Here is a 14,402-nt window from a genome sequence, read left to right as displayed (position 1 = left end):
ATGCTGAACGACCTCAAGGCCCAGCCCAAGGACAAGATCCTGATGCTGATGGAGATGTTCAAGGAGGACCCCCGCGAGGTGAAGGTCGACCTGGGCGTCGGCGTCTACAAGACCCCCGAGGGCGTGACGCCGATCATGCGGGCGATCAAGACGGCCGAGAAACAGCTGTGGGAAGTGGAGACGACCAAGTCCTATACCGGGCTGGCGGGCGATCCGGGCTTTACCGGCGGTATGCGCGACCTGGTGCTGGGCGATGCGGTGCCGGCCGACCGCGTGGCGGCGGCGGCGACGCCGGGCGGCACCGGCGCGGTACGGCAGGCGTTCGACCTGGCGCGGATGGCCAACCCCGACGTGACCGTCTGGGTGTCGCAGCCGACCTGGCCGAACCACACCTCGATCCTGAAGCACATGGGCGTGCCCATGCGCGAGTACCGCTATTTCGACGATGCCACCTGCGCCGTCGACTTCGACGGGATGATGTCGGACCTGCAGGACGTGGCGAAGGGCGACGTGGTGCTGCTGCACGGCTGCTGCCACAACCCCACGGGCGCCAACCTGACCCTGCCGGAGTTCCAGCGCGTGGCCGAGCTGCTGAACGACAAGGGCGCGCTGCCGATGGTGGACATCGCCTATCAGGGCTTCGGCGACGGGCTGGACGCCGATGCCGCCGGCGTGCGGCATATCGTGTCGAATTGCCCCGAGGCGCTGGTCGCCGCGAGCTGTTCCAAGAATTTCGGCATCTACCGCGAGCGGGCCGGCGTGCTGATGGCGGTGCAGGAGGATGCGTCGAAGACCCCGGTGGCGCAGGGCACCCTCAACCACATCAACCGGCAGAACTTCTCGTTTCCGCCGGATCACGGCGCGCGGCTGGTGTCGATGATCCTGGCAGACGACGCGCTGCGCGCCGACTGGATGGCCGAGCTGGAGGACATGCGCACCGGCATGCTGACGCTGCGCGAACAGCTGGCCGAGGAGCTGCGCAGGCTGACCGGATCGGATCGTTTCGGTTTCATCGCCCAGCACCGGGGCATGTTCAGCCGGCTGGGCGCCACCACCGCGCAGGTGGACGAGATGCGCGAGAAGCACGGCATCTACATGGTGGGCGACAGCCGCATCAATGTCGCCGGTCTGAACAAGGACACGGTGCCGCTGCTGGCCAGGGCGATGGTCGACGTCGGCGTGTGACGCCGCGCAGGGCGTGTCCCGGGGGCCGTGCGCCGGCCCCCCTTTACACATTCTCAACGCAGAATATGTGTTGGTCCAACGGAACAAGGAGACGACACATGTTCACCCGTGAAAGCCCGTCGACCGGCCCCGGCTCGCCCCGCGTGGTCGGCTTCTACGACGCCGCCTCCGGCAGCTGCCAGTACGTCGCCATCGACCCGGCCACCAAAAAGGCCGCGCTGATCGACATCGTGATGGATTTCGATCCGGCGCATGCCCGCACCCGCGCCGACAGCCCGCAGGAGGTGCTCGACTTCGTAGCGACGGAGGGGCTGACCGTCGAATGGGTGCTCGACACCCACCCCCATGCCGACCACCTGATGGCCTCGGCCTGGCTGAAGGACCGGACCGGCGCGCCCAACGCCATCGGCGCCCAGGTGCGCGAGATCGGCAAGCTGTGGGAAGACATCTATCACTCGCCGGGCGCCTTCGACCCCGACCGCGACTTCGATCGCCTGTTCGAGGACGGCGAGACGTTCAAGCTGGGCGAGCTGGACGTGAAGGTGATGCTGTCGCCCGGCCACACGCTGGGCTCGATCACCTACGTGATCGGCGACGCCGCCTTCGTCCACGACACCTTCATGCATGTCGACAGCGGCACCGCGCGCGCCGACTTCCCCGGCGGCTCCTCGTCGGAGCTCTACGACTCGCTGATGGAGATCCTGTCGCTCCCCGACGAGACGCGGCTGTTCATCGGCCACGATTATCCCCCTGTCGGCGACCGCACGGATCCGGCCTGGGAGGCGACGGTGGCCGAGCACAAGGCGCATAACAAGCATCTCGGCGGCGGCACGTCCAAGGCGGACTACGTCAAGCTGCGCGACGACCGCGACGCGACGCTGAGCCTGCCCGACCGGATGCTGCACGCCCTGCAGTTTAACCTGCGCGGCGGCCGCCTGCCGGAACCGGAAGCGGACGGCAACAGCTATTTCAAGATCCCCGCGAACAAGCTCTGAAGGAGGCTTGCGATGAAGACCGAGACAGTGGGCGACGCCACCGTCGAGACCTGGACCCCCGACGAGGTCTGGGACGCCTATTCCAAGGGCGAGATCGTCCTGATCGACGTGCGCACGCCGCAGGAGTACATGTTCGAGCATATCGAGGGCGCGCTGCTCTTGCCCATGCCGTTCTTCCAGGCCGACAAGCTGCCCTCGCAGCAGGGCAAGCGCATCGTGATCTACTGCGGCTCCGGCGCGCGCTCCGGCAAGGTCGCCAACGGCTGCGCCGAAAAGGGCGTGCAGCCGGTGACGCATATGGAGGGCGGCTTCGGCGCCTGGAAACAGTCCGGCAAGCCCTATGTCGGCACCGACATGTCCACCGGCGCTCCGAAGCGGGTGGCGGGCAAATAGCGCCGGCGGCGGGCGGCACGATCTTCTAGAAGATCGTGCCGAGCAAATCCTTCTAGAAGGATTTGAAGAAGCAGGATTTTCTGGAAAATCCTGACTCGCAAAATCTTCTGAAAGGTTTTGTTCGGCTCCATCTACGCCATTCGCCCCAACGAAAAAGCCCGGGCGCGAACGCCCGGGCAGTCTGTCTCGGACTGACAGGAAGGGAGGTCAGCCTTTCGAGAACTCCGGATAGGCCTCCATGCCCAGCTCGCCCATGTCGAGGCCGGTGATCTCTTCTTCTTCGCTCACCCGGATGCCCATGATGGCCTTCAGGATGAACCACACGATGCCGGAGACGACGAAGACGAACACGCCGACGATGATGATCGAGATCAGCTGACCGCCGATCGTGGCCGCCGGGTTCGTCAGGACGACCGCCAGCGTGCCCCAGATACCGGCGAACAGGTGAACCGGGATCGCGCCGACCACGTCGTCGATCTTCAGCTTGTCCAGAAGCGGCACGGTGAAGACCACGATCACGCCGCCCACGGCCCCGATCAGCGTCGCCGCGCCCAGGGTCGGGGTCAGCGGCTCGGCGGTGATCGACACCAGACCGGCCAGCGCACCGTTCAGCACCATGGTCAGGTCGACCTTCTTGTACATCACCTGCGTCAGGATCAGCGCCGCGAGGGCGCCGCCGGCCGCGGCGGTGTTGGTGTTGGAGAAGATGCGCGACACGTCGGCGACGTCGCCCACGGTGCCCATGGCCAGCTGCGAGCCGCCGTTAAAGCCGAACCAGCCTAGCCACAGGATGAACGTGCCCAGCGTCGCCAGCGGCAGGTTCGAGCCCAGCATCGGCGTGACCTTGCCGTCCTTGGCGTATTTGCCGATCCGCGGGCCCAGGATCAGGGCCCCGGCGAGCGCCGCCCAGCCGCCGACCGAGTGCACGACGGTCGAGCCCGCGAAGTCCTGGAAGCCATACTGCGTATCCAGGAACCCGCCGCCCCACTTCCAGCTCGCCTGGATCGGGTAGATGAACGCCGTCAGCAGGACGGTGAAGAACAGAAACGGCCACAGCTTGATGCGCTCGGCCAGCGTGCCCGAGACGATCGAGGCGGTGGTGGCGCAGAACATCAGCTGGAAGAAGAAGTCGGAGCCGGTGGAGGCATAGCCATAGTCGTCCGCCGCCTCGCGGCCCACGCCCACGGCTTCCAGCACCGCGACGCCGAAGGCACCCAGATAGCCGCCGGTCTCGTCCGTGCCGATCGACCAGTTGCCCAGCGGGTACATCAGGTTGTAGCCGACGATGTAATAGGCGACGCCCGCGATCGAGAACAGCGAGATGTTCTTGGTCAGCTGCATCGCCACGTTCTTCGACCGGACCAGACCGGCCTCCAGCATGGCGAAGCCCGCGGCCATCCACATGACCAGGAAGCCGCCGATCAGGAACAGCAGCGAGTTGAAGATGAAGATCGAGTCGCTGGAGGCGTCGGTGCCCGCGACCGGACCCTCCTCCTGCGCGAGGCCCAGCGTCGGAAGCGCGATCAGCGCGGCGACGACGGGAAGTGTCTTGGTGAGTTTCATTCGGATAAATCCCCTCTCTGGCGCCGCCTTACAGCGCGTCTTCGTTGGTTTCGCCGGTGCGCACGCGCACGGCCGACTGCAGGTCCAGGACAAAGATCTTGCCGTCGCCGATCTTCTCGGTCTTGGCGGTGCTCTGGATCGTCTCGACGACCTGGTCGGCCATCGAGGCCGGCACCGCGATCTCCAGCTTGACCTTCGGCACGAAGTTCACGGCGTATTCCGCGCCGCGGTAGATTTCTGTATGCCCGGACTGAGAGCCGAAGCCCTTGATCTCCGTGACCATCATGCCGCGCACGCCGATGGCGGTGAGCGCCTCGCGCACCTCCTCCAGCTTGAACGGCTTGATTGCTGCGATGATGAGTTTCACTGATTTCACCCTTCCGATTGGCAGGTGCCCCTGCGAGGATTCCATGCCGCTCACAAAGCGCGGGGCGACCCGGGGTGACAATGCGAGGACCGGCAATTCGCGCTGATGCGACAGGCAGGATTGCACAATTTTTGCACAGATTGTGCGGCATGACTATTTTTTGTGCAGATGAAAAAGCCGTGGTTGCCGACTCTGACGCCTCCACAAAGCCGTCCGTCCCCTGTATCCTTCCGAAAACTACGGCAATCGAGTAGCAGATCGTTTCATGAGCGGGACCGGACGCAAGCGGCCGCCCCTGGTGGCCGACAAACGGCCGCGGGCGAAGCCGAAGACCCGCAAGGGCAAGGCGCCGCCGCGCGCCAAATCGACCCCTGGCGCCAAGGCAAAGACCGCCCGCACCGCGCGCGGCCGGCGGCCGACGTCCCGGCGGACCCGTCGCGGCGGCATCGGCGGCTTCTTCCGCGGCATCTTCGCCTTCGTGTTCCGGCTGATCTGGCGGACGATGCTGGCCGGCACCGCCGTGGTCGCGTTGATGGTCGGGCTGGCCTCGTGGTACTTCTACACCCAGCTTCCGCCGCTGACCGAGCTTCTGGACGGCCGCACCCGCGGCTCCGTCACCCTTCTGGACCGGAACGGCGACGTCTTCGCCTGGCGGGGCGAGCAGTTCGGCGGCCAGATCGACGCCGCGACGGTCGCGCCGGTGCTGAAGAACGCCGTCATCGCCACCGAGGACAAGCGATTCTACCGCCATTTCGGCGTCAGCCCGCGCGGCATCGCCGGCGCCATCCGCATCAACCTGGCCGAGGGGCGCAGCCCGTTCTCCGGCCACGGCGGCAGCACGATCACCCAGCAGGTGGCCAAGCTATTGTGCCTGGGCGTGCCCTACGACCCCGACACCTGGGAGACGCAGGCCGAATACGAGACCGACTGCCGGCGCGGCACGCTCTGGCGCAAGATCAAGGAGATGCCCTACGCTTTCGCGCTGGAGGCGAAGTATTCCAAGAACGACATCCTGACGATCTATCTCAACCGCGCCTATCTCGGCGCCGGCGCGCATGGCTTCGAGGCGGCGGCGCAGCGCTATTTCGGCAAGTCGGCGGCCGAGGTGAACGCGCCCGAGGCGGCGATGCTGGCGGGGCTCCTGACCGCGCCCAGCCGCTACGCCCCCACCGCCAGCCTGGAACGCGCGCAGGACCGCGCCGGCGTGGTGCTGTCGCTGATGCACGACCAGGGCTACCTGACCGATGCCGAATACGCCCATGCCTCCGGCGCGCCGGCCGAGCTGTCGGCGGCGGCCGAGGCGCGCGCCGGCGGCTATTTCGCCGACTGGGTGATGGATGCGGGCCCCGGCTTCCTGACCCGCGAGACGACCGAGGACGTGGTCATCCGCACCACTTTCGACCAGAGCATCCAGACCGCCGCCGAAGAGGCGCTCGCCGCCGTGTTCGAGGCGAAACTGAAGGAAGGCTCGAAGGTCCAGGCCGCCATCGTGGTGATGTCCGCCGACGGCGCGGTGCGCGCGATGGTGGGCGGCCGCCGCTTCAAGGGGGTCGCGGGGCAGTTCAACCGCGCGATCATGGCGAAACGCCAGACCGGCAGCGCCTTCAAGCCCTTCGTCTACGCCACCGCGCTGGAGCTCGGCTGGCGCTATGACGACACCGTCATGGACGCGCCGCTGACCATCAACGTGCCGGGCTCCGGACCGTGGTCGCCCAAGAACTACTCGCGCGACTACAAGGGCGAGGTGACGCTGACCGAGGCGCTGACCCATTCTCTGAACGTCCCCGCCGTCCGCGTCTCCGAGGCCGTCGGCCGCGACAAGGTGCGCCACGTCGCCGAGGATTTCGGCATCGTCTCCGACCTCGCCGCCGGCCCGGCGCTGGCGCTGGGCACCTCGGAATCGACGCTGCTGGAGATGACGGGCGCCTATGCCGGCATCCTGAACGGCGGCTCGTCGGTCACGCCCTATGGCCTTCTGGAACTGCACCTGATCGGCGACGACGCGCCCTTGATGGACCAGGCCGGCGGCATGGGCGAGCGGGTGATCTCGGAGAGCGCCGCGCGGCAACTGATCTACATGATGAGCCAGGTGGTGGAGCGCGGCACCGGCGGCCGCGCCCGGCTGCCGGACCGCGAAGCGGCGGGCAAGACCGGCACGACCCAGGCGGCCCGCGACGCCTGGTTCCTGGGCTTCACGGCCGACTACGTGGCCGGCGTCTGGATGGGGTATGACGACAACACGCCCTTGACCGGCGTGACCGGCGGCGGCCTGCCGGCGGAGATCTGGGGCGAGGTGATGGGCCGGGTCCATGCCGAGCTGCCGGTGCGCCCGCTGCCGATGATCGACCCGGGCCAGATGCCGCCCCGCAACGCGCCCGACCCGGTGCCGACCGCCCCGCCGCCGCAGCAGGACAGCGGCCGCGGCGACACGATGGCCGACCGCGTGATCAACGACGTGCTCGATTCGATCCTCGGGGCGCCGAACCGCTGAGCCCGCCCCGGCCGCTGGCCGGGACGGCGGCCCGTCATGGTGATCAACGACGTGCTCGATTCGATCCTCGGGGCGCCGAACCGCTGAGCCCGCCCCGGCCGCTGGCCGGGACGGCGGCCCGTCATGTCATGTCGGGAAACGCGCCGGCTCAGGTCGCCTGGCGCAGCTGCGCGATCACCGCGTCGATATTGCCGCGGTTCTGATCCAGCATCGCGCCGATCTCCTCGCGCTCCTGCAGCAGCATGCTCACGCCTTCCACGGCGATGTTGAAGAACAGCGGCTGCCCGGTCCGGTCCGAGACATAGAAGGTCACGGCGAAGGGCGCCTCGCCCGGCAGGTTCACCTGCGCATAGACCTCGACCCAAGTCTTCACCGCCTTCGACCGGCTGACCGTCACCGTGCCGCCCACGAACTCGCGGAAGCGGCGGCCGTATTTGGCGGTGATGTAGCTGCGGAACGCCTGGCTGAAGGCCTGCCGCTGCGCCGCGCTCGCCTGCCGCGCGGCCGGGCCCATCGCATAGGCCGCGATATAGGATTCGTCGGCATAGCGCGCGAAGATCCGGACGAACCGGTCGATGATCGCCGCTTCGGACCCGCCCGCCGCGATCGCCTGGTTGATCTCGGCCACGGCCTTGTCCACCAGCGATTCGGCCGCCGGCGGCGACAGCGCAAGGGCGGGGCGCGGCAGCATCGACAGCACCGGCAGGGCCGCCAGCGCGGATACGAACGAACGGCGTGAAATCAGAGACATGCTAGAATCCTTCGGTATCGAGGGCGAAGGGGTCGATCTCCTCCTCCGCGGGACCACTCTGACCTAGTTGAAAACGCCGGTTCTGCAAGTACAGCAAACGCGCTTGTGCATAGCTGTCGGCGGAACTGTCCAGCACCTCGCTGATCGAATCGCTGTATTCCACCAGCGAGGTCATGTCGGCCACGATGTTGCTGGCCGGAATCGCATAGCGCTCCGGCGCCGGCACGACGGTGCTCAGCGGGTTCAGGAAGAAGTCGACGAACATCCCGGCGGTATCGCGCGAGGTCGACGGCCCCTTGATCGGCAATTCCACATAGGCGCCCTCGGCCGCGCCCCAGACATGCAGCGTCTCGCCGAAGTCGCTGGGCCGTTCCGGCAGGCCCCAGGCGGTGGCCGGGTCGAACAGCCCGGCGATCCCGAAGGTGGTATTGATCAGGAACCGCACGGTGTTGTGCGCGGCATCCTCCGGGTTCGCCTGCAGGATGTCGTTCACGATCATGCGCGGCGTATCGACGTTGCCGGCAAAGTTTCCGACGGTCTTCAGCACGAATCCGGGCTTGCCGTCGCCGCTGCCCGCGCCCGCGGTCAGCGGCTTCAGCACGGTGCGGGTGACCTGCTTGTTGAATTCGTGGACGGCCCGGTTCTGCTCCTCGTAGGGGTCGTTGATCGTCTGGGTCACCTCCGGCGCGGCGCAGGCTGCGACGAAGAGCACCGAGACCAGCAAGAGGCGGCGGAACAGGCGGTCAGGCATGGAAACAGGGTGGCGCGACACGATTCATTCTCGATGTTTTAACAAGACATAGGGCAAGACGGCCGGCAAGACAGATGCTATGGGTTTCGCGACGACCGTTTTGTGGCCGATTGGCGACATGCGCCGTGGCGCCCCGGGGGCGCGCTTCGGTAAATGGAAGAAAATGCGGCAACGTGAAAGAGTTCAAGGGCTGGCGGAGCTCCGGGCGGCGCGGGCGGAAAACCGCTCGCTGTTCGTCTTCGTGGGCGTGTTCAGCTTCTTCGTCAACCTGTTGATGCTGACGGGGCCGCTGTTCATGCTGCAGGTCTACGACCGGGTGCTGGGCAGCCGGTCCGAGGCGACGCTGCTGGCGCTGGTCATCGTCATGGCGTTCCTGTTCGCGATGATGGGCCTTCTGGACTATGTCCGCGGCCGGGTTCTGGCCCGGATCGGCGCGCGGTTCCAGAACCGGCTCGACCACCGGGTCTTCGCCGCCATGATCCGCAAGGCCGCGCTGGTCCACGGCCACGCCCCCGCCGCGAACGCGCTGCGCGACCTGGAAGCGGTACAGCGCCTGCTGGCCTCGCCGGTCTTCGCCGCCCTGTTCGACATTCCCTGGACGCCCGTCTTTCTCCTCGGCATCGCGCTGTTCCACCCGTGGCTCGGCGCGCTGGCGGTGGTCGGCGGCGGCATCCTGGTCGCGATCACCGTCCTGAACCAGATCCGCACCGCGCAGCCGGTGCAGCAATCCAACGCCGCCACCCTGCAGGCCGAGCAGGTGGCCGAGCAGATCCGCACCGAGGCGGAACTGATCCGCGCGCTGGGCATGCAGGAGGCCGCGTTCAGCCGCTGGAACGCGGCGCGCAGCCGGGCGCTGACCGACGGGCTTCTGTCCAGCGACCGGTCCGGCGGCTTCTCGGTCCTGTCCAAGACGTTCCGCCTGTTCCTGCAATCGGCGATGCTGGGCCTCGGCGCCTACCTGGTGCTGACCGCCGGGCTGACGCCGGGCGCGATGATCGCGGCGTCGATCCTTCTGGGCCGCGCGCTGGCGCCGCTCGACCTGGCGATCGGCCAGTGGCCCTCGATCCAGCGCGCGATGAAGGGCTGGCGCACGCTGGCCGAACTGCTGGCCGAGGTGCCCGAGGACACGCCGCGCACGCCCTTGCCGGTGCCCAAGGCAAACCTGACGGCGGAACAGCTCACCGTGATCCCGCCGGGGGAACAGCAGGCCAGCCTGCGGCTCGTCAGCTTCCAGCTTCAGGCCGGGCAGGCGATGGGCGTGATCGGCCCCTCCGGCTCGGGCAAGTCGACGCTGGCGCGCGCCATCACCGGCGTCTGGCGGCCCGCGGGCGGCAAGATCCGGCTCGACGGCGCCGCGCTCGACAATTACGACCCCGACGTTCTGGGCTGCTATATCGGCTATCTGCCGCAGCGGGTGCAGCTGTTCGACGGTACCATCGCCGAGAATATCTCGCGCCTCAGCCAGACGCCCGACGCCGAACAGATCGTCGCCGCGGCGAAGAAGGCGGCGGCGCACGAGATGATCCTGAAGCTGCCCGACGGCTACGACACCCGGGTGACGGCCGGCGGCGGGCGCCTGTCCGGCGGCCAGATTCAGCGCATCGGTCTGGCCCGCGCGATGTACGGCGAGCCCGTCATCCTTGTGCTGGACGAGCCGAACTCCAATCTCGACAACGAGGGCTCGGTCGCGCTGAACAAGGCGATCCGCGCCATCAAGGACGACAACCGCTCGGTCATCATCATGGCCCACCGCCCCGCCGCGATCGAGGAATGCGAGACCCTGCTGGTGCTCGACGGCGGCGCGCGCCGCGCCTACGGCCCGCGCGACGCGGTGATGAAGGAGGTGCTGCAGAACTACCAGCAGGTGCGGCAGAGCGCCGGCCCCGGAGGTACGGTATGAGCAGCGACCCCCTCTCGCCCCGCCGCTACCTGGTCATCGGCGCCGTGGCGCTGGCGACGCTGGTGCTGGGCTTCGGCGGCTGGGCCGTGTTCAGCCAGATCGCCGGCGCCGTCGTCGCCTCCGGCCGGGTCGAGGTCGACCAGAACCGCCAGGTGGTCCAGCACCCCGACGGCGGCGTGGTCGAGGAGATCGCGGTCGAGGAAGGCGAATATGTCGAGGCCGGCGAAATCCTCGTCCGGCTCGACCCGACGCTCCTGCGTTCCGAGCTTGCCATCGTCGAAAGCCAGCTGTTCGAGCTGATGGCCCGCCGCGGCCGTCTGGAGGCCGAGCGCGACGACGCCGAAGAGATCACCTTCGACCCGGAACTGCTGGCCGCCGCGGCCGACCGGCCCGAGGTGCAGGACCTGATCGACGGCCAGCAAAGCCTGTTCGAGGCCCGCAAGGAGACGCTCGCGCGCGAGATCGAGCAGCTTGAAAAGCGCAAGCTGCAGATCGAGACCCAGGTCGAGGGGATCGTCGCCCAGCAGTCGGCGCTGGAGCGTCAGCACGCGCTGGTCAGCGCCGAGCTGGAAAAGCAGGAAGGGCTGTTGTCGGGCGGGCTGGCCCAGGGCAGCACGGTGCTGTCGTTGCAGCGCGAGGAATCGCGGCTGACCGGCACGATGGGCGAGCTGACCGCGCAGCGGGGCCTGGCGCAGGAGCGGATCACCGAGATCGACATCGAGATCCTGAAGCTGGCGACGACCCGGCGCGAAACCGCGAATTCCGAACTCACCGACCTGAAATACCGCGAGCTGGAACTGGCCGAGCAGCGCCAGTCGCTGCTGGAGCGGCTGGCGCGGCTGGACATCCGCGCGCCGGTCTCCGGCGTGGTCTACGGCAAGACGGTCTTCACCCCGCGCTCGGTGATCCGGCCGGCGGACCCGGTGCTGTACCTGATCCCGCAGGACCGGCCGCTGGTGATCATGGTGCGGGTGTCGCCCACCGATATCGACGAGGTCTTCGCCGGGCAGGAGGTGGTGCTGCGCTTTTCCGCCTTCGACAGCCGCAACACGCCGGAACTGACCGGCACCGTGGTGAAAATCTCCGCCGACGCCTTCACCGACGAACAGGCGGGGCTCAGCTACTACCGCGCCGAGCTGGAGCTGCCGGAGGCGGAGCTGGACAGGATCCCCGAGGGCCTGACGCTGATCCCCGGCATGCCGGTGGAGGCGTTCATCCGCACCGCCGACCGCACGCCGCTGGCCTATCTGGTCAAGCCGCTGACCGACTACTTCTCCCGGGCATTCCGCGAGAGCTGACCCCGGCCGTGCGCCGGTCCGGAGGTCGGCCGGCGCCGCGCCGCTGCCTTGTTTCCCCGCCGCGGTCCCCCGACCAAGACGAAACCGGTACATCGCGGGGGCAGAGATACCTCAATTCTTAACGGTCCACCCCGCTTCAGCGGCCATTGCCACCGCCTTTCAGGCCGCCATAATCGTGGAATCAACCTCTGCGTGTGGGCGATTCACCCCGCAACCGAGACCTGAATCCGGGCTGATTCTCCGAAAAGGGCATCTCCTTTTAGGTAGGTAAACCCATGCTTTGTCGATCTAATTTGGATATTACCCACTTTTCGCCACGATTATTTCCGAATTCGGACAGCGATGGGGCACCGCTTAACGCGAACAAAATGAGAAAAACTCGCATATAGGGATTTTTTACGGACTTGCACAATCTCGCCATAATTGCCGTCGATTTCGGCCATCATTCGCCAGTGAAGTCGAACTTGGGATGAACGACCGAAGACAAGGAAAAGAACAATGACTGCCAAGATCTTCAAAAAGGGCGAGATCGACGAGGCCCGGCGGCGTCGTGGCGAAGACACCCAGGATCAGCCGCGCGGCGGCGGCGCCGACCTGCCGCCCGTGACCGGCGGCCTGATCGACACGCTGTTCGAAATCGAACGCGATCACCGGCGCGAGCCGCTCGACATGCCGCACGCCGCCTGAGCCAAGACACACGCAAGAATTCCAAATCAGCCAGAACGAACGGAGGTCACAATGCAAACCGAAATGATAAGCTTCCCGAACGTTGCCCCGCACACCGCCGCCAACGACGACCGGCCCGCCGGCCCCGGTGGCAACGTCGTCTCGATCTCGGCGCTCAAGCGCCGCACCCGCATGGTGCGCACGCTGCGCGGCGTGTTCTTCGTCCACGGCGCGGCGGGCCAGGCCCAGGTCGCTTAATCAGGTCGCCTGACCCGACCGCAACGAACGCAATCAAACACACACACGAACGGAGTAGAGATCATGACCCTTCTGGAAAAAGCCCGCGCCGGCCGCATCGCCGCCCTGGAAAGCCTGGCCTCCTGCAAGGTCGACAACATCTTCGCCGACGACGCCCCCCGTGCGCGCGACCGCCGGCAGCAGCCCACGCTGACCTTCGCCACGGTGCGCAGCGCCCCGGCCAACGTCACCAGCATCGCCAACATGCCGGCCGCGCCGGAGCTGCGCCACGCCGCCTGAGCGCGGTTGCCAGGGCGGAACCGGCTCGCTCGCTCACACTCTCTCCCCGGTTCCGCCCGGCGCCCCTCGCGGCGCCCCGACCTTCCCCGAACCGGCCGAGACGGCCGAGGACGAATGGCGGGACCGACGAGACGATCCCCCCAGAGCCCCCAGAGCCCGTCGTATTCATTCGCAGTCACACGATGCACTCCGACATCTGGATGTCGCATCTCCGAGGCGCACAAGACCGGGTCCCGCTTTTGTGCGACAGGCTCTAAACCGTCACGAACCCATCCGATTGCGGGTCGTAGCAGTGCAGCTGACCGTTCGCGATGTCGTTCCAGACCCCGTGCAACGACAGCTCTTCCGCTTCCACCGCGGCCGCGACGAACGGAAAGGTCATCAGGTTGCGCAGGCTGACCAGGATCGCCTCGTGCTCCAGCGCCCGCTTGCGCTCGGCATCGTCGGCGATGTCCTTCACCTTCTCGTAGCCGGGGCGCAGAATGTCCATCCAGCGACCGACAAAGCTCGACTTCTCCTCCAGCGCGGGCGCGTGGCCGGCGCACATGTCGTGACAGCCCTGCACGCCGCCGCAGTTCGAATGCCCCATGACGACGATGTTCGCCACCTTCAGCGCCGTTACCGCGTATTCCACCGCCGCCGAGGTGCCGTGCGCCTCGCCGTCGGGCTCGTAGGGCGGCACCAGATTGGCGATGTTGCGGTGGATGAAGAACTCGCCCTGGTCCGCCTCGAAGATCGCGGTGACATGCACCCGGCTGTCGCAGCACGAGATGATCATGGCGCGCGGCCGCTGCCCCTCTTCGGCCAGACGCCGGTACCACGCCTTGTTCTCGGCATAGGTCGTGGCCTTCCACCCGTGATACCGGGTCGTCAGATAGGCCGGCAGCGGTCTCGCCTCGATCGTCATGCTGTCCTCGTCCCTCGCGTCCGGTCCGTTACTAGGCCGCATTTACAGGAAATTCGAGCGACAATTCCATCTGCGATCAACGAATTCTTGGGGCTGTCCCGTCAGTGTCGGCCGCGGTGAGAGGGCGACAATTCGGGGTGAACGGGATGCAGGTGTGCAAGCTGCAGCCGCTGGAGGCTGTCGGTCTGGAATACGAACAGCTGGAACGGTTCTGGCGCCGGCTGGGGCCGGAGACGGGCGAACTGGCCCTCGGGGCCGCGATGGAGGACATCGCGCTCATGATGCACGAGGCGCAGATGGCGTGGCAACTGGGCGACCGCCCGGCACTGCGGCGCTGCGCGGCCGGGCTGCGGGGCGCCGCGGACCGGCTGGGCATGCCGCTTTTGTGCGTCGTGGCGGGCGACGTGCTGACGCTGTGCGACGACGGTGACGCCTCGGCCCTCGCCGCCACGGTGGCGCGGCTGCAGCGGGTCGGCGAGCGGTCGCTCTGCGCGGTCTGGGACGCCCAGGTGCCCGTCGGCTGACGGCCTGCGCCGACCGGCCCGGACTGTCCCGGACCGGCCCGGACCGGCCCGAAACGGCGCTTGCCGTCGGCCGC

At 67.4% G+C, this 14,402-nt stretch carries 15 protein-coding genes; 10 read left to right on the top strand and 5 right to left on the bottom strand.

Features of this window, described 5'->3' with window-relative positions:
• The 3 genes from P1J78_RS01280 (at position 1) to P1J78_RS01270 (ending at position 2,573) form a co-directional block, all read left to right on the top strand.
• A complete protein-coding gene (locus P1J78_RS01280; RefSeq protein ID WP_275565498.1) occupies positions 1-1,185 on the top strand; it encodes an amino acid aminotransferase in 1,185 nt (394 codons plus the stop codon).
• A gap of 98 nt (positions 1,186-1,283) precedes the next feature.
• Entirely contained in the window at positions 1,284-2,180 is an 897-nt protein-coding gene (locus P1J78_RS01275; protein WP_275565497.1) for an MBL fold metallo-hydrolase, read from the top strand.
• A gap of 12 nt (positions 2,181-2,192) precedes the next feature.
• Complete coding sequence (locus P1J78_RS01270) at positions 2,193-2,573, top strand: rhodanese-like domain-containing protein (RefSeq protein WP_275565496.1); 381 nt, start codon at positions 2,193-2,195, stop codon at positions 2,571-2,573.
• Positions 2,574-2,780: 207 nt separating this feature from the next.
• Here the strand turns inward: P1J78_RS01270 and amtB are convergent, their stop codons facing one another.
• On the bottom strand, positions 2,781-4,136 hold the full coding sequence (gene amtB, locus P1J78_RS01265; protein ID WP_275565495.1) for an ammonium transporter AmtB: 1,356 nt from the start codon (positions 4,134-4,136) through the stop codon (positions 2,781-2,783).
• Between the two features lie 28 nt (positions 4,137-4,164).
• Positions 4,165-4,503, bottom strand: a complete 339-nt coding sequence (locus P1J78_RS01260; protein ID WP_275565494.1) for a P-II family nitrogen regulator — start codon at positions 4,501-4,503, stop codon at positions 4,165-4,167.
• 265 nt (positions 4,504-4,768) lie between these two features.
• Between P1J78_RS01260 and P1J78_RS01255 the strand changes: the two genes are divergently transcribed.
• A complete protein-coding gene (locus P1J78_RS01255) occupies positions 4,769-6,994 on the top strand; it encodes a transglycosylase domain-containing protein (protein WP_275565493.1) in 2,226 nt (741 codons plus the stop codon).
• 148 nt (positions 6,995-7,142) lie between these two features.
• On the opposite strand, the gene P1J78_RS01250 is transcribed toward P1J78_RS01255, so the two are convergent.
• Positions 7,143-7,745: an MlaC/ttg2D family ABC transporter substrate-binding protein gene (locus P1J78_RS01250; protein WP_275565492.1), complete on the bottom strand. Its 603-nt coding sequence runs from the start codon at positions 7,743-7,745 to the stop codon at positions 7,143-7,145.
• Position 7,746: 1 nt separating this feature from the next.
• Complete coding sequence (locus P1J78_RS01245; protein WP_275565491.1) at positions 7,747-8,496, bottom strand: MlaA family lipoprotein; 750 nt, start codon at positions 8,494-8,496, stop codon at positions 7,747-7,749.
• Between the two features lie 163 nt (positions 8,497-8,659).
• On the opposite strand from P1J78_RS01245, the gene P1J78_RS01240 reads away from it, so the two are divergent.
• The 5 genes from P1J78_RS01240 to P1J78_RS01220 all read left to right on the top strand — a co-directional run bounded on the left by P1J78_RS01240 (position 8,660) and on the right by P1J78_RS01220 (position 12,897).
• Positions 8,660-10,396 (top strand): type I secretion system permease/ATPase, encoded by a 1,737-nt coding sequence (locus P1J78_RS01240; RefSeq protein WP_275565490.1) that lies wholly within the window; start codon positions 8,660-8,662, stop codon positions 10,394-10,396.
• A complete protein-coding gene (locus tag P1J78_RS01235) occupies positions 10,393-11,694 on the top strand; it encodes an HlyD family type I secretion periplasmic adaptor subunit (RefSeq protein WP_275565489.1) in 1,302 nt (433 codons plus the stop codon). Before P1J78_RS01240 ends, P1J78_RS01235 begins: the two co-directional genes overlap by 4 nt.
• A 498-nt stretch (positions 11,695-12,192) precedes the next feature.
• Complete coding sequence (locus P1J78_RS01230) at positions 12,193-12,381, top strand: hypothetical protein (protein WP_275565488.1); 189 nt, start codon at positions 12,193-12,195, stop codon at positions 12,379-12,381.
• A 51-nt stretch (positions 12,382-12,432) separates the two neighbouring features.
• Positions 12,433-12,618 carry a hypothetical protein gene (locus tag P1J78_RS01225; protein WP_275565487.1) on the top strand — a complete coding sequence of 62 codons (186 nt, stop codon included), beginning with the start codon at positions 12,433-12,435 and terminating at the stop codon, positions 12,616-12,618.
• Between the two features lie 63 nt (positions 12,619-12,681).
• Positions 12,682-12,897, top strand: a complete 216-nt coding sequence (locus P1J78_RS01220; protein WP_275565486.1) for a hypothetical protein — start codon at positions 12,682-12,684, stop codon at positions 12,895-12,897.
• Positions 12,898-13,150: 253 nt separating this feature from the next.
• On the opposite strand, the gene P1J78_RS01215 is transcribed toward P1J78_RS01220, so the two are convergent.
• Entirely contained in the window at positions 13,151-13,804 is a 654-nt protein-coding gene (locus tag P1J78_RS01215) for a carbonic anhydrase (RefSeq protein WP_275565485.1), read from the bottom strand.
• A gap of 146 nt (positions 13,805-13,950) precedes the next feature.
• Between P1J78_RS01215 and P1J78_RS01210 the strand changes: the two genes are divergently transcribed.
• Positions 13,951-14,328, top strand: coding sequence for a hypothetical protein (locus tag P1J78_RS01210; RefSeq protein WP_275565484.1), 378 nt, complete (start codon positions 13,951-13,953; stop codon positions 14,326-14,328).
• Positions 14,329-14,402 lie beyond the last annotated feature (74 nt).

This window comes from Psychromarinibacter sediminicola (assembly GCF_029168335.1).
Taxonomy (GTDB): domain Bacteria; phylum Pseudomonadota; class Alphaproteobacteria; order Rhodobacterales; family Rhodobacteraceae; genus Psychromarinibacter; species Psychromarinibacter sediminicola.
The sequence above is the reverse complement of the archived record's forward strand: the minus strand, read 5'-3'. Positions and strand labels throughout refer to the sequence as shown.